Origin of the sequence: Lentzea sp. NPDC003310, assembly GCF_040610935.1 — a bacterium.
GTDB lineage: Bacteria > Actinomycetota > Actinomycetes > Mycobacteriales > Pseudonocardiaceae > Lentzea.
In genome coordinates this window covers 212,668-232,294 of the sequence record NZ_JBEXNC010000011.1, presented here as the reverse complement: position 1 = coordinate 232,294, position 19,627 = coordinate 212,668, and the positions used below count along the sequence as shown (strand labels likewise).

The window sequence follows — 19,627 nt, the reverse complement described above, 5'->3', positions numbered from 1 at the left end:
GTCTCTCCCTCTCGGAGTTCTTCGATTTCCGTAGACTGCGGCACCAGCCAGAGCCGTAATTAACCGGTCCAGCAGGAGGTACGACGCCGTGTCGCTGCGCAAGGTGCTCATCGCGAACCGCGGTGAGATCGCCGTCCGGGTCATCCGAGCCTGCCGTGACGCCGGACTGACGAGCGTCGCCGTCTACGCCGATCCCGACCGCGACGCGCCGTTCGTGCGGCTCGCCGACGAGGCGTTCGCGCTGGGCGGCAACACCCCCGGTGAGAGCTACCTGTCGTTCGAGAAGGTGCTGGCCGCCGCCGCGCAGTCCGGTGCCGACTCCGTGCACCCCGGCTACGGCTTCCTGTCCGAGAACGCCGACTTCGCGCAGGCCGTGCTCGACGCCGGGCTTGTGTGGATCGGCCCGACGCCGCAGGCGATCCGCGACCTCGGCGACAAGGTGACGGCGCGGCACATCGCGATGCGCGCGGGCGCCCCGCTGGTGCCCGGCACCAAGGACCCGGTCAACGGGCCGGACGAGATCATCGCGTTCGCCTCCGAGCACGGCCTGCCGGTCGCGATCAAGGCGGCGTTCGGCGGTGGTGGCCGCGGCCTGAAGGTCGCGCGCACTCTCGAGGAGATCCCCGAGCTGTTCGACTCGGCGGTCCGCGAGGCCGTCACGGCGTTCGGCCGCGGCGAGTGCTTCGTCGAGCGCTACCTGGACAAGCCGCGCCACGTCGAGGCGCAGGTCCTCGCCGACACCCACGGCAACGTGATCGTCGTCGGCACCCGCGACTGCTCGCTGCAGCGCCGCCACCAGAAGCTGGTCGAGGAGGCGCCCGCGCCGTTCCTGACCGACGAGCAGCGCGCCACGATCCACAGCTCCGCCAAGGCGATCTGCCTGGAGGCGGGCTACCACGGCGCCGGCACGGTCGAGTACCTCGTCGGTCTCGACGGGTCGATCTCGTTCCTGGAGGTCAACACGCGCCTGCAGGTCGAACACCCGGTGTCGGAGGAGACGACGGGCCTCGACCTGGTGCGCGAGCAGTTCCGCATCGCCGCCGGCGAGAAGCTCCGGTACACCGAGGACCCGACGCCGCGCGCGCACTCGATCGAGTTCCGGATCAACGGCGAGGACGCCGGTCGCGGCTTCCTGCCCGCGCCCGGCACCGTCACGTCGTTCGTCGCGCCGTCCGGTCCCGGTGTCCGCGTGGACGCGGGCGTCGAGAGCGGTTCGGTGATCGGCGGGCAGTTCGACTCGTTGCTGGCCAAGCTGATCGTCACCGGCGAGACCCGCGAGGAGGCGCTGGCCCGCTCGCGGCGCGCGCTCGACGAGATGGTCGTCGAGGGCATGGCGACGGTGCTGCCGTTCCACCGGGTGATCGTGCGGGACGCGGCGTTCACCGCCGAGAAGCCCGAGGGCTTCACCGTCCACACGCGGTGGATCGAGACGGAGTTCGACAACCAGATCGCGCCGTTCACGGGAGCGGGCGAGGCCGCCGAGGACGAGACGCCGCGCCAGACCGTGGTGGTCGAGGTCGGCGGACGCCGCCTGGAGGTCTCGCTGCCGGGTGACCTCGCGATCGGGTCCGGCAAGCCCGCCGCTGCTGCTTCGAAGAAGCCGAAGGCGAAGCGCGGTGGTGGCGGTTCCGCGAACGTCTCGGGCGACGCGGTGGCCGCGCCGATGCAGGGCACGATCGTGAAGGTGGCCGTCGAGGACGGGCAGACCGTCGAGGCGGGCGACCTGATCGTGGTGCTGGAGGCCATGAAGATGGAGAACCCGGTGACGGCGCACAAGGCCGGCACGGTGACGGGTCTCGCGGCCGCGCCCGGCGACCCGATCACCCAGGGCACCGTGATCTGCGAGCTGAAGGACTGACCGGCCGGGTCGCTCGCCTACGATTGAGTTCGTGAGCGACCCGAGCAGGGACATCCGCATCGGTGACACCGAACGCCAGCAGGCGTTGCAGGTGCTCGGCGAGCACATGAGCGCGGGCCGCATCGACGTCGAGGAGTACGGCGAGCGGTCCGCGAAGATCACCACCGCGAAGACCCGCGGCGAGGTGATGGCGCTGTTCCACGACCTGCCGGACCCGCGGCCGCAGTTCGTCGCGCCGGTGCCGATGTTCAACGAGCCCGCCAAGGCCCCCGCGCGCCGCTGGGAGGGCGCGCTCGTCCCCCTCGTGGGCATCGCGACCGTGATCCTGTTCTTCGCCGTGGTGAAGAACCCGCTGATCTTCCTGCTCGTCCCCGCCGTGGCGATCCTGTGGGGCACGTGGAACGGACGCCGGCGCTGAAACCCTTGCTGCTGCTGGACCTCGACGGCGTGCTGCGCTCGTTCCCGCCGATCGCGCCCGAGGTCGCCGCGCGCGCGTTCGAGCCGTCGCTGCTGCACCGCGCCGTCACCGGCGAGATCACCGACGAGCAGTGGCGGCGGGAGGCGGACTTCCCCGTCTCGACCGGCGAGGTGATCCCCGAGGCGCTGGCGTTGGTGCGCACGGCACGACGGCAGTGCTTCGTCGCGTTGCTGACCAACGCGACCACACGGCTGGAAGAGGACCTGGCGACCCTCGGGCTCGACGCGGAGGTCGACGCGGTCTTCAACTCCGCACGGCTCGGACTCGCGAAGCCGGACCCGGCGATCTTCCGGCGGGTGCTCGCCGAGCTCGGGTACGCGGAGGCCGTCTTCTGCGACGACACCGCGGCCAACGCGGAGGCCGCCACGGCGGCGGGCCTGGACGGCGTGCACGTGCCGGACGTGGCGGCGTTGCGGACCGCACTCGCGGTGCGCGGCCTCGTCCCGCCCACCGTCCTGCTGATCCTGCCCGACCGCGACGAGGCCGAGGAGCTCGCGGCGGAGTTGCTGGAGGACGGCTGGGGCCCGTGCCTCGTGCACCGGGACATGCTCGCGGGCGAGGACGACGCCGAGGACGTGGACTGGGTGGTCGAGCTGACCACCGCGCCCGACGGCCTGCCCGCCTCGGCCCACCGCCCCGAGCTCGACGAGCTGGCGGAGCGCCACGACGGGTTCACCGGGGACGCGGGTTAGCCTCCTGCGCGTGGAGCCAGTCGAGATCAACGCGGGTGAGTACTACCTGCGCGCCTTCCGCAGCGACGACCGCATCGACGACGTGCCGGTGCTGGCCGAGAACTTCGCCGACCCGGAGACCAGGCGGTACATGCCGCGGCTGACCGGCGACGACGCGCCGTCGGCGGAGACGCTGGTCCTGCTGCTGTCCGACGGCTGGGAGAAGGACTACCGCTGGTCGTGGGCGGTCTGCGAGGCCGTGACCGCGCAGGTGCAGGCCGGGATCGTGATCCACAACGTCGACCGCCACCTCGCGTCGGCCGAGGTGATGTGCTGGAGCCAGCCCGGGCACCGCGGCAAGGGCGTGCTGCCCAGGGCGCTCAACTCGGTTCTCGGCTGGGTCTACGGCGCGATGGAGATCCACCGGGTCACCTACCGCCACGCGGTGTCGAACACGGCCTCCCAGCGGGTCGCGGAGAAGTGCGGGTTCACTCTTGAGGGTCGTCTTCGCGAGGAGGCGATCGTCGGTGATCAGCGCGAAGACCAGTTGCTGTGGTCACGACTGGCGTCGGACCCCTTCCCCGAGCAGCTACGGTGACCGGCCATGCGGACCACGGGGATCCTCATCGTCGCGCTGGTGCTGGCCGGCTGCACCGCGCCGCCGAAGCAGAGCTCGCTGACCACCGTGCCGCCCCCGCCGCCGACGACCACGACGGCGCCCTCCCTGCTCGACTTCCCGCCCCGGCCGCGCGCGGTGCCGCTCGACACCGTTGACCCGTGCGCGGTGCTGACCGAGGAGCAACGCGTCTCGCTCAGCCTCGACAACCCGCCGAGCGCGTACGTCGAGCCGAGCTTCGGCAGCGCGCGGGCGTGCACGATCCGCAGCACGACCAGCGGGAACGTGGCGCGGCTCGCGCTGGTGGTGGTGTCCGGCGCGGACGTGTGGCTCTCGGAGAACGCCCAGGTCGACTACACCGTCGGCACGATCGAGGGGTTCACGGCGATCACTGTCCGCACACCCGACGTGCACGACGTCTGCAACGTCGAGGTGGACGTGGCGGACGGTCAGTTCCTCGACGTGATGTTCCGCGACGGCGGCAATTCCACTGCGGTGCAACAAGATCATCTTTGCCTCGGCGCCCTGCGGGTGGCAGAGGCGGCGATGGCCAGTTTGCTCCAGAAGCGCTGACCCACACGGGCGGATGTCACTGATCGCACTCCCAGGCGTTACCTTCAGTGGTTAGAGTGTCGATGCGCTTGTAGGCACAACCGCCGGAGGTCTCACCATGCCGCCAGGGGGACGCAGCGGGGCAGACTCCTCGCCACCCACCTCGCACCAGCTGAGCGTGGAGCCGGAGGCGATCCCCGCGTTGCGCAGCACGTTCTCGGCCGCCCTGATCAAGCTGGACAAGCAGATCGAGATGGCGATCACCGAGTTCCGCGTGCGCCCGTGGGCGGGTGACCCGGTCAGCGCCGAGGCCGCCGAGAAGTTCAACGACCGCTCGATCGCGGACGGCGACTCGGCGTTGCAGGCGCTGCTGAACTACCAGCGGCAGCTCAAGACCGCGATGGACAACCTCAACCAGATCGAGCGCCAGTACAACGTGGTCGAGGGCGACAACACCGGCATGATGAACAAGAGCGGGTGCTGACCATGTCTGATCACCGCTGGCAGGGCTACAGCCACAAGGAGCTGTACGAACGCATCCACGCCGGTCCCGGCCCCTCGGCGTCCTTCGCGTCGATGGAGCGCTGGCAGGGCGTGTCGGCCGCGTTGAGCGAGATCAACGACGACCTGCACTCCGGCATCGCGTCCTCGGGCGCGAAGTGGCAGGGCAACGCCGCCGAGATGGCGAAGGCCGGCCTGAACCCGATCGCGGCCTGGGCGGACAGCGCGCGCACCGGCGCCGACGTCATGCGCTACTCCGCCGAACTGCAGGCGGGCTACGTCTCGAAGGCCCGCGCGGACATGCCGAAGCCGGTCGCCGTGACCGCGGAGCAGCCGGGCGCGCTCGTCACCGGCATCACGCACCTCTTCGGCGGCCAGACCGACCACGAGAAGCAGGAGGCGGCCCAGGACGCCGCCGAGCGCCGCGCCCGTGAGGTCATGACCACCTACGCGTCGTCCACTACGGCGAACACCTCGACGCTCGGCCAGTTCAGCCAGCCCCCGCAGCTGCAGATCAGCGGCAGCGGCGTCGCGCACGGCGGCGGCGTCCAGATCGGCGCGCCCACGGTCTGGGCCGGTGGCCCGACCGGCACCGCCGGCACCTCGACGCGCGGCCGCACCTCGTCCGGCACGCGGGGCACGACCGCACCCCCGCCGCGCGGCGGCACGTCCGCACCGGGCACCACGACCAGCACGTCGAACGCGGGCACCACGAACGGCACCACGACCAGGGGCACGCACAACTCGCTCACCGGTCACGGCACCGGCACCGGCGCGGGTGGCCCGGGCAACACGGGAGCCGCGGGCGTCGGCCTGCCGGGCCAGCGCACCAACGGCCGTTCGGGCTCGTCCGCGAACGGCACCGAGGTGAAGCAGATGGAGGACGGCGCGACCGCCGCCTCCAGCGCGGCCGCCGCGGGCACGGTCATGAACGCGGGCCACATGGCAGGCGTGAACGGCGCGGCGGGCTCCGCCATGGGCGCGCTGGGCACGGTCGGTGGCCAGAACAACGACCAGGTCCACCGCAGGGCCGTGCCGATGCCGCAGTCGTTCGACCCGTTCGGCGGCATGGGCCCGCGCAAGGGCGAGGAAGAGGAGGACTTGGAGCACAAGGCCGCCGACTACCTCCGCGAGCGCGACGACATCTACGGCGTGGGCAGCTACTCGCTGCCCGTGATCGGGGAGAGCACGACCGACTGATGACTCTGTTCGGCTTGGACACCGGAACGAGCGACACGCGAGACCCGGTGGTCATCTCCACGCTGGAGTTCGACGTCCTCTGGGAACACCTGGGCCTGGAGACGATGCCGCTCGTCCTGAAAGTCCCCTCACCGGGCAAGACGAGGGAAGAACGCAGGGCCATCGAGGACCGCGTCTGGCTCCAGCTCGGAGCCCGCGGCCTCGGCGGCCCCCGCAACCTGGACCCGACCCTCGAGGACCTGCTGCACGTCCTGAACCGCCCGCAGCAGGAGATCGACGCCCGCATGTGGCTCGACGAACGCTCGGTCCGAGTCCTGGCAGCGGGCAAGGGCCTGTCCGGCGTCCTCGCCATCCTCGACGGCGGCCAACTGGTCCTCCGCCCAGCCGAAGCCGGAGGCCTCCCCCGAGAGGCCCTCACGGCACTCCCGACCGCCCCGGCAGGCGAAGGCCACTCGATCACCCTGCCCTCGGCAGACCTCGACGCCGCAGCAGCCTCGGCCACCACCCCCGAGGAACTGGAACAGGGCCTCCAGAACAAACTCCGCGGCGACGACGCCCACACCCTGGCCGAAATGGTCCGAGACGCCTCGAACAGGGGCCAGTTCGGCGCGGCAGCACGCGACAAGTGGGGCAAGAGGGTCCGCCCGGACCGCGTGGTCGCCTTCTACGACACCCCGAAGGGCCGCTACCTGCAGATGCGCCGCGCGACGGAAGGCCAGCCGCCGTGGTCGACGATCACGCCGGTGGACTACCGCCGCATGCACCACCACCTGGTGGAACTGCTGGCGGAGGCAACGGGAGCCTGAGCGCTCCCGGCCGGGATGGGCGGGTCATGGCCGGACTGGGCGGGCAGGGCCTGGTTGGGCAGGGCGAAGCCGAAGGCGAGCCACCTTCCGCCCCAACGCAATGCCGAAGGCGAGGCGTAGGAACCTCTACCGCCCTGGTCAGCGGTAATGGTGACGTCCGGTGTCAAGGCAACCACGCACGATGGCAATTGGGGCTTGACTTTGGGTGCGAGACGCTACCCTCGCGAGCTCGGCCGGGCGCTTTTCAGCCCGGCTTTTAACGGCCGACCAGCGTCTCGCAAGGGCCCCGAAGTCAAGCCCCAATCGCTATCGTCGCGCAGCGGCGATGAAATGACCCGGCTCGTCCCGGCCCAAGCCGACCACCCTCGCAAGGTGACAGGACGCACGGCACTCGCCCACCCCGCTGGAACGCGAGGCTCAAACGCAAGCCGCCCCAAGGATCAGGGCCCAATCCCCTGACAAGGCCGAGTCCGCAGGTCGTTGACGTAGTCGTCCGGCGCCCCAGCAGCCTCAGCGGCATCGGCGACCACCCCGATGTACCGGGCCGACGGCAACCCACCCTCATACGCGTCCAACACGTAGAGCCAGGCCACCACGGACCCCTCGAGGGTCTGCACGCGCAACCGGATCTTCTTGTAGAGCCCGAGCGCGCCCTCCCACCGGTCGAGCCGCGACTCGTCCCGTGGTGACACGTCGTAGAGCACGCAGAACGTCTGCTGGTCTGGTTCCTCGACGATCGTCGCGAGGGCCCCCTCCCAGCCCAGGTCCTCGCCACCGAACGTCAGACGCCAACCGACGAGCCAGCCGGTCCCCGCGAGCGGGGAGTACGGGGCTCGCTCCATCATCTGGTTCGGATCCATGTTCGACCCGTACGCGGCATAGAGCGGCACGTCCGACAGCGTAGCGGCGTGGCGATCAGCTTTCGGTACTGACGACACGGTCGATTCGGTCAACGCGTACGGTTGTCCCGGCCGACAAGCACGCAGAAGGGACTGATCGTGACCCGCATCGTCATCATGGGCGGCGGACCCGCAGGTTACGAGGCAGCCCTGGTCGCTGCACAGCACGGCGCTGATGTGACCGTCGTCGAGAACGACGGGGCCGGTGGCGCCTGCGTGTTGTACGACTGCGTGCCGTCCAAGACGTTCATCGCCTCCGCGGGTGCCCGCAGTGCCTTCCGCAACGCCGGTGAGCTGGGCATTCAGACCCACAATGAGCAAGCCGCCGTCGATCTGCCGGTCGTACACGGTCGGGTGAAGGGGCTGGCGCTCGCGCAGTCCGCGGACGTCCGGGCGCGGCTGCAGCGCGAGGGCGTGCGGATCATCAACGGGCTCGCGAAGTTCGTCGACGACTCGCGCGGGCTCGCCCAGCACCAGGTCGTGGCGACCGCCGCGGACGGGACCGAGGAGGTCCTCAACGCCGATGTGGTGCTCATCGCAACCGGTGCGACCCCGCGCGTGTTGCAGGGCGCCGAGCCCGACGGCAAGCGGATCCTCACCTGGCGGCAGATCTACGACCTCCCCGAGCTGCCCGAACACCTCGCGGTGATCGGGTCCGGCGTCACCGGTGTCGAGTTCGCCAGCGCCTACACCGAGATGGGCGTGAAGGTGACGATGGTCTCCAGCCGGGACCGCGTGCTGCCCCACGAGGACGCCGACGCGGCCGTGGTGCTCGAGGACGTGTTCGCCGAGCGCGGCACGGCCGTCGTCAAGCACGCCCGTGCGGACCGGGTCGAGAACACCGGCGACGGCGTGCTGATCCACCTGGAAGACGGTCGCACGATCGAGGCATCGCACGCCCTGATGACGGTCGGTTCGGTGCCGAACACGAACGACATCGGTCTCGAGAAGATCGGCATCGAGCTCGGGCGTGGCGGCTACATCCCGGTCGACCGGGTCAGCCGGACGAACGTCAGCGGCGTCTACGCAGCCGGCGACTGCACCGGTGTGCTGCTGCTCGCGTCCGTCGCCGCCATGCAGGGGCGCATCGCGATGTGGCACGCGCTGGGCGAGGGCGTCAGCCCGATCAAGCTCAAGACCGTCGCCGCGAACGTCTTCACGAACCCCGAGATCGCGTCCGTCGGCATCAGCCAGCAGGCGATCGACTCGGGTGAGGTGCCCGCGCGCACGATCATGCTGCCGCTCGCCACGAACCCCCGCGCCAAGATGGAGGGTCTGCGCCGCGGCTTCGTGAAGCTGTTCTGCCGCCCGGCCACCGGCGTGGTCATCGGCGGCGTCTGCGTCGCCCCGAACGCGAGCGAGCTCATCCTGCCGATCGCGCTGGCCGTGCAGAACCAGCTGACGGTCGAGCACCTGGCCACGACGTTCTCGGTCTACCCGTCGCTCTCGGGCTCCATCACCGAAGCCGGCCGCCAGCTCATGCGGCACGACGATCTCGATTAGGTAACACCCGGCAACCGTGCCCCGGACACCGACGTGTCCGGGGCATGCGTTCGTTCTGGGGGATGTTCGCCGCGCTGGCACCGCTGATCACCGGCTGTGCCAAACCTTCCGACGTCACGCTGCTGCCCACCGGGCCGGCGCCGACCACGCACTCCACTGTGGACAGGGGAATGCCGCCGTCGGAACCGACCGAGGTGCGCATCCCGAAGATCGGCGCGAGGTCCTCGCTCGTCCCGCTGGGCCTGAACCCGGACGAGACGATCGAGGTACCCCCGGTCGAGCAGCCGATGCAGGCCGGCTGGTACGCGCTCGCCCGCACGCCGGGCGAGACGGGACCCGCCGTCGTGCTCGGCCACGTCGACGGCAACAGGCAGCCGGGAATCTTCCTCCGCCTCAAGGAACTCACCGCTGGTGACGAGGTCGAGGTGTCCAGAAAGGACGGCACCACGGCCCGGTTCCGCGTGCGCGCGACCGAGCAGGTCGCCAAGAGCAGCTTCCCCACCGAGGCCGTCTACGGCGACACCGCCGAGCCCGAGCTGCGGCTGATCACCTGCGGAGGTGAGTTCGACCAGGCCACCCGCGGCTACCGGGACAACCTCATCGTCTACGCGACGCTGATCTGAGGGGGTAACACCATGCCACGCAGCAGAACCCTGGCGACCACCGCGATCGCACTGCTGACCACCGCCGCGTTCACACCGCTCGCCACCGCCCGGCAACCGGAACCGCCGCAGTCCACCGTGCTCCCGCTGGTGATCAACTGGTACCTCCTCCCCGCCGAGGTCGAACCGGGCGGCACGCTCACCGCGGGCGGCGACATGAACACCGGCTGCACCCCGGCGGGTCCGCTCACCTCGCCCGGCTTCGCGGAACCGCTGAGGTTCACCCGCGGCGGCAACTTCGGCCGCTTCAGCGGCGACACCAGGGCGATCACCACACCCGGCACCTACGAGGTCGTCTTCCAGTGCGCGAACCGCCCGGAGCGCAGCGTGAAGACGTTCCGGATCCTCGGCACCCCACCGACCACGACCCCGCCGCCGAAACCGGGACCGAAACCGGTCGTCAAGCCGAAGGGCGCACCACAGACGGGTGGCGGCACGGCACCGTAATCATGATCACGGTTCGACTCCGTCTGGGTTGGACGCGCAACTAACCCACCGGATGTGCGTCAATGGGTTCGTGGGGACTCGTGTCTTGATCACGGTGCTGTGCGTGGCGCTGGCCACGGCGGCCTGTTCGCAGGCTCCGGCACCGAAACCGTCGGCGGCGACGAGCGAAAGCGCTCCGCCGCCGGTGGTGTCACCTCTCGGCGACTCCGATCCGATGGAACTGCGGGTGGAGCGGATCGGCGTGCGGTCGTCGCTCGTCGCACTCGGCCTCGACCACCTGGGCGTCGTGCAGATGCCGCCGGCGAACGAGGGCATGCAGGCGGGCTGGTACCAGACGCAGCCGCAGCAGTGGATCATCGTGGGCCGGATCGAGAGCAACAAGGCCAGAGGCGTGTTCTTCCGGCTGAACGACCTGGTCGAGGGCGACCTGGTGGAAGTGTCCAAGAAGGACGGAACGGTCGCCCGGTTCACGGTGACGCGGTCGGAGCGGATCATCCGGGACGACTTCTTCGCGGAGGCCGTCGCCCGGGACAAGGACGAGAAGGGGCTGCGGCTGATCACGTGTGGCACCCGCGACAACGTGATCGTGCACGCAGCCCCGAGCGCCTGACCCAGCCGAGTGGCAGGGCAGTGCCCACGGGTCCGCGAGTTCGCGTCGGTCGTCCGGTCACCCGCTTCCGCCGAAATCGGCGAAGCCCATTTCGGCGGAAGCGAGTCGGCCGGACGACCGACTTCCCGGCGAACTCGCCGGAGTCTGCGCAGCAGCGACCAATAACTCAGTCCTCGACCCAGTCGAAGGTCTTGCTGACCGCCTTCTTCCAGTTCGCGTACTCCGATGCGCGGCGGGAGTCGTCCATCTGCGGCTCCCACTGCTTGTCCTGCGCCCAGTTCTCGCGGATGTCGTCCTCGGTCTTCCAGAACCCGACCGCGAGCCCGGCCGCATAAGCAGCACCCAGGGCGGTGGTCTCCGCGACAACCGGCCGGATGACCGGGACGCCGAGGATGTCCGCCTGGAACTGCATCAGCAGCTCGTTCACGACCATGCCGCCGTCGACCTTCAACGCGGTCAGGTCGACGCCCGAGTCGGCGTTCATCGCGTCGAGCACCTCGCGGGTCTGGAACGCCGTCGCCTCCAGCACCGCCCGGGCGAGGTGGCCCTTGTTGACGAACCGGGTGAGGCCGACGATCGCGCCGCGGGCGTCGGATCGCCAGTACGGGGCGAAGAGGCCGGAGAACGCCGGCACGAAGTACGCGCCGCCGTTGTCCTCCACGGACCTGGCGTGCTCCTCGATCTCCGCCGCCGACCCGATCATGCCCAGGTTGTCGCGCAGCCACTGCACCAGCGAGCCGGTGACCGCGATCGAGCCCTCCAGGGCGTAGACCGGCGCCGCCTCACCGATCTTGTAGCAGATCGTGGTGAGCAGGCCGTTCTCGCTCATCACCTTCTCGGTGCCGGTGTTGAGCAGCATGAAGTTGCCGGTGCCGTAGGTGTTCTTGGCCTCGCCGGGCGAGAGGCAGGCCTGGCCGAACGTCGCCGCCTGCTGGTCGCCGAGGATGCCGGCGATCGGCACGCCCGCCAGCGCGCCGCGTTCGCGCACCTGGCCGTAGACCTCGGACGACGAGCGGATCTCCGGCAGCATCGACATAGGGATGCCCATGTCCGAGGCGATCGAGGAGTCCCACTGCAGCGTGTCGAGGTCCATCAGCATGGTGCGGGAGGCGTTCGTCGGGTCGGTGACGTGCACGCCGCCGTCCGTGCCGCCCGTCATGTTCCACAGCACCCACGTGTCCATGTTGCCGAACAGCAGGTCGCCTGCTTCGGCACGGTCACGGGCGCCCTCGACGTTGTCGAGGATCCAGCGGACCTTCGGGCCGGAGAAGTAGGTCGCCAGCGGCAGGCCGACCTTGGCGCGGTAGCGCTCCTGTCCGCCGCCGAGGTTGCCCAGCTCCTGGACAATCTTGTCGGTGCGCGTGTCCTGCCAGACGATGGCGTTGTAGACGGGTTCGCCGGTGTTCCTGTCCCACACCACCGCCGTCTCGCGCTGGTTGGTGATGCCGACGGCGGCGATGTCCGAAGTGGACAGATCGGCCTTCGCGAGGGCGCCCGCGGCGACCTGGCGGGTGTTCTGCCAGACCTCCTTCGGGTCGTGCTCGACCCAGCCCGCCTTCGGGAAGATCTGTTCGTGCTCCTTCTGGTCGACCGACACCACCCGTCCGGAGTGGTCGAAGATCATGCACCGGGTCGACGTCGTGCCCTGGTCGATCGCGGCCACGTACTGCGTCATGCGAGAAGTCCTTTCAGACCGGGAGAACCAGGAAGAGCAGCGCGGCGAGCGCGCCACCCACGAGCGGGCCGGCGACCGGGATCCACGAGTAGCCCCAGTTCGCGTTGCCCTTGTTGCGGATCGGCATCAGGAACGCGTAGGCGATGCGCGGACCGAGGTCGCGCGCCGGGTTGATGGCGTAGCCCGTGGGGCCACCGAGCGACGTGCCGATCACCAGCACGACGAACGCGACGCCCGCGTACCCGAGCGCCGAGTTCCCGAACTGCGGCACACCGTCCACCGACTCCTTGGCTCCCGGCGACAACAGGATCCACAGGACGAGCACGAACGTGCCGATGATCTCGGAGACGAGGTTCCACGGCACGCTCGGCACGGTCGGGCCGGTGGAGAAGATGCCGAGCGTGTTCTGCGGTTCGTCGTGGGTGTCGAACTGCATCTTGTAGGTGGCCCAGCAGAGCATCGCGCCCACGATCGCGCCGACCATCTGCCCGAGGACGTAGACCGGGACGTCGCCCCACGGGGTCTTGTCCGCGATGGCGAGGCCGAAGGTGACGGCCGGGTTGAGGTGCGCCCCGCTGGGGTTCGCGATGCTGGCGCCGGCGAAGACCGCGAAGGCCCAGCCGACGTTGACGAACAGGAAGCCCGTGCTGTTGCCGAGCGTGTTCTTGAGCACCTGGTTCGCGACGACACCGGTGCCCAGGAGGATGAGGACCGCTGTCCCCAGCATCTCCCAGACGAAGATCGATCCTGCGCTCACCGTCGACCTCCACTCGTTTGCGGCCAGACAGGACGCGCAAACCCGAGGTCAGGGCCGCGCCGCCCGCCTTCAACGTGCTCGGACGCTATTACCGCGCTGATCAGTTGTCCACGCCAGGTGTGCGGGAACGGGCCGTTTTCGGGCCGTTGGGTACTGGGTCGCGCGCCCATCGGCAAAGGCGCGTTGCTGCAGGTAACGTGATCCGCGAGTCGTCACAGGGAGGCGCCTGTCGTGGCCACGCGAAAGAACTCAGCTGCAGCACCGCAGATCCCCAGCGCTCCGCCGATCACCGGCAGGCTGGGCCCGGCCGAACGCGAGGAGTCCTGGCAGCGGCTGGGGTCCGAGACGTTCGACCTCGTGGTGGTCGGTGGTGGTGTGGTCGGCGTCGGCGCGGCGCTCGACGCGGCCACCCGCGGCCTGCGGGTCGCCCTCGTCGAGGCGCGCGACCTCGCGTCCGGCACGTCGAGCCGGTCCTCCAAGCTCTTCCACGGTGGCCTGCGCTACCTGGAGCAGCTCGAGTTCGGCCTGGTCCGCGAGGCACTGCGCGAGCGCGAGCTGATGCTGACGCGCATCGCCCCGCACCTGGTCAAGCCGGTCGCGTTCCTCTACCCGCTCGCGAACAGGGTCTGGGAGCGCCCGTACACGGCGGCCGGGCTGTTCCTCTACGACACGATGGGCGGCGCCCGCTCGGTGCCGGGGCAGAAGCACCTGACCCGCGCCGGTGCGCAGCGGCTCGTGCCCGCGTTGAAGCGCGACGCGTTGATCGGCGGCATCCGCTACTACGACGCGCAGGCCGACGACGCCCGCCACACGATGATGGTCGGCCGCACCGCCGCCCACTACGGCGCCGTCGTGCGCACGTCCACGCAGGTCGTCGGCTTCCTGCGCGAGGCGGACCGGGTGTCCGGCGTGCGGGTGCGTGACGTCGAGGACGGCCGCGAGGTCGACGTGCGGGCGCACGCGGTGATCAACGCGACCGGCGTCTGGACCGACGAGCTGCAGCGGCTGTCCGGCTCGCGCGGGCGGTTCCGGGTGCGGGCGTCGAAGGGCGTGCACATCGTGGTGCCGCGCGACCGGATCGTCGCCGAGGCCGGGATGATCCTGCGCACCGAGAAGTCCGTGCTGTTCGTCATCCCGTGGCGCAACCACTGGATCGTCGGCACCACCGACACGGACTGGAACCTCGACCTGGCGCATCCCGCGGCCACCAAGCACGACATCGACTACATCCTCGAGCACGTGAACTCGGTGCTCGCGACGCCGTTGACGCACGACGACATCGAGGGCGTCTACGCGGGCCTGCGGCCGCTGCTCGCGGGCGAGTCCGACTCGACGTCGAAGCTCTCCCGCGAACACGCCGTGGCACGGGTCGCGCCCGGCCTGGTCGCCATCGCGGGCGGCAAGTACACGACGTACCGGGTGATGGGCGCGGACGCCGTGGACGCGGCGCACGTCGACCTGCCGGGCCGCATCCAGCCGTCGATCACGGACAAGGTGCCGCTCGTCGGCGCCGACGGCTACCACGCCCTGGTCAACCAGGCCGACCAGTTGGCGGCCAAACACGGTCTGCACCCGTACCGCGTCCGGCACCTGCTGGACCGCTACGGCTCGCTGGTGCACGAGGTGCTGTCGCTCGCGGCCGACAACCCGGAGCTGCTCAAGCCGATCCCGGCCTCCCCCGACTACCTCCAGGTCGAGGCGGTGTACGCGGCCTCGCACGAGGGCGCGATGCACCTGGAGGACGTGCTGACCAGGCGCACCCGCATCTCCATCGAGTACGCCCACCGCGGCGTCGACTCGGCGGAGGCGGTGGCGCGGTTGATCGCGCCGGTGCTCGGCTGGGACGACGACGCGATCAAGCGCGAGGTCGAGGTCTACAACGCGCGGGTCGAGGCCGAGCGCGCGTCGCAGACCAAGCCGGACGACCAGGCGGCCGACGCGGTGCGGGCCGCGGCCCCGGAAGCGCGTCCGCAGTTGACGGAGCCCGTGAGCTGACCTTCGGCATGCTGGAGGCATGACTGGGGTCGGTAGAAGGACTTTTCTGTTGGGTGCGGCCGTGGGTGGTGCCGTTTCGACCGGTACCGCCCACGCCGCTTCCGCTGTGTTCGAGCACGGTGTCGCGTCCGGTGATCCGCTGCCGGACGGCGTCCTGCTGTGGACGCGCGTGGTGACCTCGGCGGCGGTCCGCTGGGAGGTGTCCGCGGACCCGCACTTCCTGCACGTGGTGAAGCGCGGCGTGACCCGCGCGTCGGCGGCGCGGGACCACACGGTGAAGGTGGAGGTCCACGGCCTGCGCCCGAACTCCCGCTACTGGTACCGCTTCCGCGTCGGCAACGTCGTGTCGCCGGTCGGTCGCACGAAGACCGCGGGCTGCGGTTCCGAGCTGAACTTCGGTGTGGTGTCCTGCGCGAACTGGTCGGCCGGGCACTTCGCGGGCTACGGCTTCCTGGCCCAACAGGACCTGGACGCCGTGATCCACCTGGGCGACTACGTCTACGAGGGTTACTCGACCGAGGTCCGCGTGCCCGATCCGCCGCACAAGTGCGTGACGCTGGAGGACTACCGGCGCCGGCACGCGCTCTACAAGACCGACCGGCACGTGCAGGCGGTCCACGCGGCGCACGCCATGATCGCGACCTGGGACGACCACGAGAGCGCGGACAACGCGTCCAGCATCGGCTCCCCCGTGCACGACCCCGCGACCGACGGCCCGTGGGGCACGCGCCTGGCCGCCGCGACGCAGGCCTACTACGAGTGGATGCCGGTCCGCGACGGCAAGCTCGACCGCACGTTCCACTTCGGCGACCTGGCCTCGCTGACCATGCTCGACCTGCGCTCCTACCGCACCGGCACGACGATCCTCGGTGCCGCGCAACGCGACTGGCTGATCAGCACCCTCACCACCGACGGCGCGCGCTGGCAGCTCGTCGGCAACTCGGTGATGATCAGCCCGTTCCGCATCCCGCCGCTGCCGGGCCTGCCGCCGTCGAACCCCGACCAGTGGGACGGCTTCCCCGCCGACCGCGAACGGGTGCTGAAGGCGTTGGGCGGCCGGAAGAACACGGTGTTCCTGACCGGCGACATCCACAGCTCGTGGGCCTGCGAGGTGTCGCTGGACGGTGCTTCGGTCGCCACCGAGTACATCGTCACGTCGCTGACGTCGGACAACTTCGACGAGCTGCTAAAGATGCCTCCGCGCACCGGGTCACTGCAGCTCGAGGCGCAGATCATGGCGCTGAACCCGCACGCGAAGTTCGTGGAACTGGACTCGCACGGCGTCTCGACGCTGCGAGTGACGGCCGACGAGGTGCGGATGGACTGGCACTACGTGGCGGACAAACGGGACCCGGACAGCACTGTGGCGCGTGCGCATTCGTTCCGCACGCGCCACAACACCGCTCTGACCGAGAGGGTTCCGCTCTAGGCCAGAGCAGCCAACGCCGTGTGCACCATGACCCGGACACCGACGAGGAGCGCGCGCTCGTCGAGGTCGAACGTCGGCTGGTGCAGGTCGCGCTGCTTCTCCACCCCGTTCCACACGCCGAGGCGTGCGAACGAGCCGGGGACGTGCTCCAGGTACCACCCGAAGTCCTCGCCACCGGACGACTGCTCGGTGCCCGCGAGGGCGTCGTCGCCCAGGGCCGCCTCGATGCCGGCCCGCAGGATCTGGGTCGACTCGCGCTCGTTGACCACCGGCGGCACGCCGCGGCGGTGGTGCAGGTCGAAACCGACGCCGGTGGGGGCCAGCAGGCCCGTCACCAGGTCCTTGACCAGCGGCTCCAGCTCGGCCCAGATGTCGCGGTCGCCGGTGCGCAGCGTGCCTCGCACCAGGCCGTCCTGCGGGACGGCGTTCGGCGCCTCGCCCGCGTGGACGGCGCCCCAGACGAGGACGGTGCCGGAGCGGGGGTCGACGCGGCGCGACAGCATCGTCGGCAGGCCGGTGATGACCGTGCCGAGGGCGTGCACCAGGTCCGCGGTGAGGTGCGGGCGCGAGGTGTGGCCGCCCGGCGACGACAGCCGCAGCTCCAGCAGGTCGGAGGCCGACGTGATGGCGCCGATGCGGGTGCCGATGCGGCCGACCTGCAGGCGCGGGTCGCAGTGCAGGCCGAAGATCCGCTCCACGCCGTCGAGGCCGCCCGCGGCGAGCACGTCGAGCGCACCGCCTGGCATGACCTCCTCCGCCGGCTGGAACACCAGGCGGATGCGGCCCGGCAGCTCCGTGGCCGAGGCGAGGGCCAGCGCGGTGCCGAGCAGGACCGTGGTGTGGGCGTCGTGACCGCACGCGTGCGACACACCGTCCACAGTGGAGCCGAACGGCAGGCCCGTGTTCTCGTGCAGCGGGAGGGCGTCCATGTCCGCGCGGAGAGCCACGCAGCGGGGGCCCTGGCCGATGTCGCAGATCAGGCCCGTGCCGCCGGGGAGGATGCGCGGCTTGAGGCCGACCTCGCGCAGCAGCTTCGCGACGAGCTCGGTGGTGTTGTACTCGCGCCGGGAGAGCTCCGGGTTGGCGTGGATGTGCCGGCGCCAGGCGACCACGTCGGAGGCGTGCGCCTTCAGCCAGTCGTCGAGCCAGGCCGGTCCACGGCCTTCTCCGAGATCATCCACAGGAGACATGCTCACCCCGGTGGGGTCGACAAGCATCTCAGGGGACGTCTTCACAGTTGAGGAGCCCGAAGGCCGGGAGTCCAGAACCGTCATGCCGCACCTCCGCGGGCCAGCAGCCGTGCGCGCTGCTGGGAATCGGTGGCTGTCGCGATCGTCGTCCAAGCCATGGCAAGTGCTCCGTCGAGGAGCGCACGGTCGGCCGACGCCGAGGCACAGGCGGTCGCGAACTCTTGTTGGTGGTTCACCGCGTCTCCGCAGTCGATGGCGATGGTCGGGTGGATGGCGGGCAACACTCTGGTGACGTTGCCCATGTCGGTGCTCCCGATCTTCTCCCGCTGTTCCTGTTCACGCGAGAGCGGTCGTCTGCCCAGCTCGGTGGCCGCACGCCGGTAGGCGTCCGCGAGCCACGGGTCGGGGGTCAACTCGGCGTAGATCGGTGAGACCTGCACCACCTCATGGGTGCAGCCGGTCGCGAGCGCGCCGGCCGAGAAGCAGTCCCGAATACGGTTCTCCAGGCGCTGCAACGATTCCAGGTTCTCCGCCCTCACATCGAACATCGCCGATGCGCGGGCGGGTATTACGTTCGGCACGGTGCCGCCGTTGGTGACGATGCCGCTCACCATCTGGCCGGGCTCGAAGTGCTGCCGCAGCAGGCTGATCGACATCTGCGCGATCGTGACCGCGTCCGCGGCGTTGACGCCCAGGTGCGGAGCGGCGGCGGCGTGGGACGGCTTGCCGCTGTAGTGCACCTCGAGGTCGGTGATGGCCAGCGACTTCGCGGCGCACGACTCGTACGGCGCCGGGTGCACCATCATCGAGAGCGAGACGTCGTCGAACACGCCCCGTTCCAGCATGAGCACCTTGCCGCCGCCGACCTCCTCCGCCGGAGTTCCGATCACCTTGATGGTGATACCCAGTCGGTCGGCGACGTCACGCAGAGCGAGTCCCGTTCCGACCGAGGCAGCGGCGATGACGTTGTGCCCGCACGCGTGCCCGACCTCGGGCAGGGCGTCGTACTCGGCACAAAGCCCCAGCACGAGCTCGCCGTCGCCGAACGTGGCGACGAACGCGGTGTCGAGGTTCGCCACCGCGTGCTCGACCTCGAAACCCTCCTCGACCAGCAAAGAGGTGATCTTCTCGACGCTGCGGTGCTCCTCGAAGGCCAGTTCAGGCTCGGCGTGGATCGAGTGCGACAGGTCCAGCAGCGCGTCGGAGTACCGCTCGACGGTCGAGCGTGTGCTGATCTTCAAGTCGGTACCCATTTGCCACCATCCTGCATCACCACTTGACGGACGCGGTGCGCTGATGATGATCAACCGGACGGCCGGTCGCAGCGCTGCGCCGAGCGGCGAGCGAGTTTCGGTCTGACCGATCAACGATGACGCAAATGGTCGAGAGGCACGTTCGATTTTGACTATTACGTCCCACCAGGTGGAACGGTTCGTCCCACCTCGACGACCGCTCGGCGCGTCAGCCCTTCTTGGCCGCGCGCTCCTTGCGCCACTTCGCCCACCGCTTCTTGTTGCGGTAGTAGACCAGCACGAACAGCAGCACGGCGATGCCGCCGATCCACAGCTTGCGCTTGGTCTCCTCGCGCGTTTCAGGCGACGGCTCCTGCGGCGCGTTCACGTCTGGAGCCGGGTTGACCGTGGTCTGCTGCGCGGCCGCCACAGGCGTGTTCGCCGTCTCTTGCGCGGACGCCACTCCGGCGATCCCGAGAACGCTCATCAGCGAGAACACGCAGGCCAGCAGCAACCTCGACATGGCCTGAACTCTACCTCGAATAC

General features: G+C 70.0%; 20 protein-coding genes. 14 read left to right on the top strand and 6 right to left on the bottom strand.

The features are described 5' to 3' along the window. Positions 1-88 precede the first annotated feature (88 nt). The 8 genes from ABZX02_RS24185 (at position 89) to ABZX02_RS24150 (ending at position 6,682) form a co-directional block, all read left to right on the top strand. Positions 89-1,858, top strand: a complete 1,770-nt coding sequence (locus tag ABZX02_RS24185) for an acetyl/propionyl/methylcrotonyl-CoA carboxylase subunit alpha (protein ID WP_355300823.1) — start codon at positions 89-91, stop codon at positions 1,856-1,858. A 31-nt stretch (positions 1,859-1,889) separates the two neighbouring features. Then, on the top strand, positions 1,890-2,276 hold the full coding sequence (locus ABZX02_RS24180; RefSeq protein WP_355300822.1) for a DUF1707 domain-containing protein: 387 nt from the start codon (positions 1,890-1,892) through the stop codon (positions 2,274-2,276). Continuing rightward, complete coding sequence (locus tag ABZX02_RS24175; RefSeq protein ID WP_355300821.1) at positions 2,255-3,028, top strand: HAD-IA family hydrolase; 774 nt, start codon at positions 2,255-2,257, stop codon at positions 3,026-3,028. Before ABZX02_RS24180 ends, ABZX02_RS24175 begins: the two co-directional genes overlap by 22 nt. Before the next feature lie 10 nt (positions 3,029-3,038). Then, on the top strand, positions 3,039-3,605 hold the full coding sequence (locus ABZX02_RS24170; RefSeq protein ID WP_355300820.1) for a GNAT family protein: 567 nt from the start codon (positions 3,039-3,041) through the stop codon (positions 3,603-3,605). 6 nt (positions 3,606-3,611) lie between these two features. After that, positions 3,612-4,196 (top strand): DUF3558 domain-containing protein, encoded by a 585-nt coding sequence (locus tag ABZX02_RS24165; protein ID WP_355300819.1) that lies wholly within the window; start codon positions 3,612-3,614, stop codon positions 4,194-4,196. A gap of 97 nt (positions 4,197-4,293) precedes the next feature. After that, complete coding sequence (locus ABZX02_RS24160; RefSeq protein WP_355300818.1) at positions 4,294-4,659, top strand: transcriptional regulator; 366 nt, start codon at positions 4,294-4,296, stop codon at positions 4,657-4,659. A gap of 2 nt (positions 4,660-4,661) precedes the next feature. After that, entirely contained in the window at positions 4,662-5,876 is a 1,215-nt protein-coding gene (locus ABZX02_RS24155) for a PPE domain-containing protein (protein ID WP_355300817.1), read from the top strand. Further along, positions 5,876-6,682, top strand: coding sequence for an ESX secretion-associated protein EspG (locus ABZX02_RS24150; protein ID WP_355300816.1), 807 nt, complete (start codon positions 5,876-5,878; stop codon positions 6,680-6,682). Before ABZX02_RS24155 ends, ABZX02_RS24150 begins: the two co-directional genes overlap by 1 nt. Before the next feature lie 440 nt (positions 6,683-7,122). Here ABZX02_RS24150 and ABZX02_RS24145 read toward each other — a convergent pair whose 3' ends face one another. After that, positions 7,123-7,572 carry a gamma-glutamylcyclotransferase family protein gene (locus tag ABZX02_RS24145; RefSeq protein WP_045317832.1) on the bottom strand — a complete coding sequence of 150 codons (450 nt, stop codon included), beginning with the start codon at positions 7,570-7,572 and terminating at the stop codon, positions 7,123-7,125. Positions 7,573-7,680: 108 nt separating this feature from the next. Between ABZX02_RS24145 and ABZX02_RS24140 the strand changes: the two genes are divergently transcribed. From ABZX02_RS24140 to ABZX02_RS24125, 4 genes are all read left to right on the top strand, one after another. Continuing rightward, positions 7,681-9,084, top strand: coding sequence for an NAD(P)H-quinone dehydrogenase (locus tag ABZX02_RS24140; protein WP_355300815.1), 1,404 nt, complete (start codon positions 7,681-7,683; stop codon positions 9,082-9,084). A 44-nt stretch (positions 9,085-9,128) separates the two neighbouring features. Continuing rightward, positions 9,129-9,707, top strand: coding sequence for a class F sortase (locus tag ABZX02_RS24135; RefSeq protein WP_355300814.1), 579 nt, complete (start codon positions 9,129-9,131; stop codon positions 9,705-9,707). 12 nt (positions 9,708-9,719) lie between these two features. Continuing rightward, complete coding sequence (locus tag ABZX02_RS24130) at positions 9,720-10,193, top strand: hypothetical protein (RefSeq protein WP_355300813.1); 474 nt, start codon at positions 9,720-9,722, stop codon at positions 10,191-10,193. Between the two features lie 70 nt (positions 10,194-10,263). Next, the gene (locus ABZX02_RS24125) at positions 10,264-10,803 is read left to right on the top strand and encodes a sortase (RefSeq protein ID WP_355300812.1); all 540 of its coding nucleotides are present in this window, start codon (positions 10,264-10,266) and stop codon (positions 10,801-10,803) included. A gap of 166 nt (positions 10,804-10,969) precedes the next feature. Here ABZX02_RS24125 and glpK read toward each other — a convergent pair whose 3' ends face one another. Both glpK and ABZX02_RS24115 read right to left on the bottom strand, forming a co-directional pair. Then, positions 10,970-12,478 (bottom strand): glycerol kinase GlpK, encoded by a 1,509-nt coding sequence (gene glpK / locus ABZX02_RS24120; protein ID WP_355300811.1) that lies wholly within the window; start codon positions 12,476-12,478, stop codon positions 10,970-10,972. Between the two features lie 13 nt (positions 12,479-12,491). Then, positions 12,492-13,235, bottom strand: a complete 744-nt coding sequence (locus tag ABZX02_RS24115) for an MIP/aquaporin family protein (RefSeq protein ID WP_355300810.1) — start codon at positions 13,233-13,235, stop codon at positions 12,492-12,494. A 267-nt stretch (positions 13,236-13,502) separates the two neighbouring features. Between ABZX02_RS24115 and ABZX02_RS24110 the strand changes: the two genes are divergently transcribed. Further along, complete coding sequence (locus tag ABZX02_RS24110; RefSeq protein WP_355301066.1) at positions 13,503-15,230, top strand: glycerol-3-phosphate dehydrogenase/oxidase; 1,728 nt, start codon at positions 13,503-13,505, stop codon at positions 15,228-15,230. A 61-nt stretch (positions 15,231-15,291) separates the two neighbouring features. Next, the gene (locus ABZX02_RS24105; protein WP_355300809.1) at positions 15,292-16,659 is read left to right on the top strand and encodes an alkaline phosphatase D family protein; all 1,368 of its coding nucleotides are present in this window, start codon (positions 15,292-15,294) and stop codon (positions 16,657-16,659) included. Here ABZX02_RS24105 and ABZX02_RS24100 read toward each other — a convergent pair. The 3 genes from ABZX02_RS24100 to ABZX02_RS24090 form a co-directional block, all read right to left on the bottom strand. Beyond that, positions 16,656-17,933, bottom strand: coding sequence for a M20 family metallopeptidase (locus ABZX02_RS24100; protein WP_355300808.1), 1,278 nt, complete (start codon positions 17,931-17,933; stop codon positions 16,656-16,658). The genes ABZX02_RS24105 and ABZX02_RS24100 overlap by 4 nt on opposite strands. Further along, entirely contained in the window at positions 17,930-19,102 is a 1,173-nt protein-coding gene (locus ABZX02_RS24095; protein WP_355300807.1) for a M20 family metallopeptidase, read from the bottom strand. Before ABZX02_RS24095 ends, ABZX02_RS24100 begins: the two co-directional genes overlap by 4 nt. A 208-nt stretch (positions 19,103-19,310) precedes the next feature. Next, on the bottom strand, positions 19,311-19,604 hold the full coding sequence (locus ABZX02_RS24090) for a hypothetical protein (RefSeq protein ID WP_355300806.1): 294 nt from the start codon (positions 19,602-19,604) through the stop codon (positions 19,311-19,313). Positions 19,605-19,627: the final 23 nt, after the last annotated feature.

Excerpts from the sequence above, each read along its gene's own strand:
- ABZX02_RS24165 (WP_355300819.1), top strand. The coding sequence starts at position 3,612 with ATGCGGACCACGGGGATCCTCATCGTCGCGCTGGTGCTGGCCGGCTGC.
- ABZX02_RS24160 (WP_355300818.1), top strand. The coding sequence starts at position 4,294 with ATGCCGCCAGGGGGACGCAGCGGGGCAGACTCCTCGCCACCCACCTCG.
- ABZX02_RS24155 (WP_355300817.1), top strand. The coding sequence starts at position 4,662 with ATGTCTGATCACCGCTGGCAGGGCTACAGCCACAAGGAGCTGTACGAA.
- ABZX02_RS24150 (WP_355300816.1), top strand. The coding sequence starts at position 5,876 with ATGACTCTGTTCGGCTTGGACACCGGAACGAGCGACACGCGAGACCCG.
- ABZX02_RS24135 (WP_355300814.1), top strand. The coding sequence starts at position 9,129 with ATGCGTTCGTTCTGGGGGATGTTCGCCGCGCTGGCACCGCTGATCACC.
- ABZX02_RS24130 (WP_355300813.1), top strand. The coding sequence starts at position 9,720 with ATGCCACGCAGCAGAACCCTGGCGACCACCGCGATCGCACTGCTGACC.
- glpK (WP_355300811.1), bottom strand. The coding sequence starts at position 12,478 with ATGACGCAGTACGTGGCCGCGATCGACCAGGGCACGACGTCGACCCGG.
- ABZX02_RS24100 (WP_355300808.1), bottom strand. The coding sequence starts at position 17,933 with ATGACGGTTCTGGACTCCCGGCCTTCGGGCTCCTCAACTGTGAAGACG.
- ABZX02_RS24095 (WP_355300807.1), bottom strand. The coding sequence starts at position 19,102 with ATGGGTACCGACTTGAAGATCAGCACACGCTCGACCGTCGAGCGGTAC.
- ABZX02_RS24090 (WP_355300806.1), bottom strand. The coding sequence starts at position 19,604 with ATGTCGAGGTTGCTGCTGGCCTGCGTGTTCTCGCTGATGAGCGTTCTC.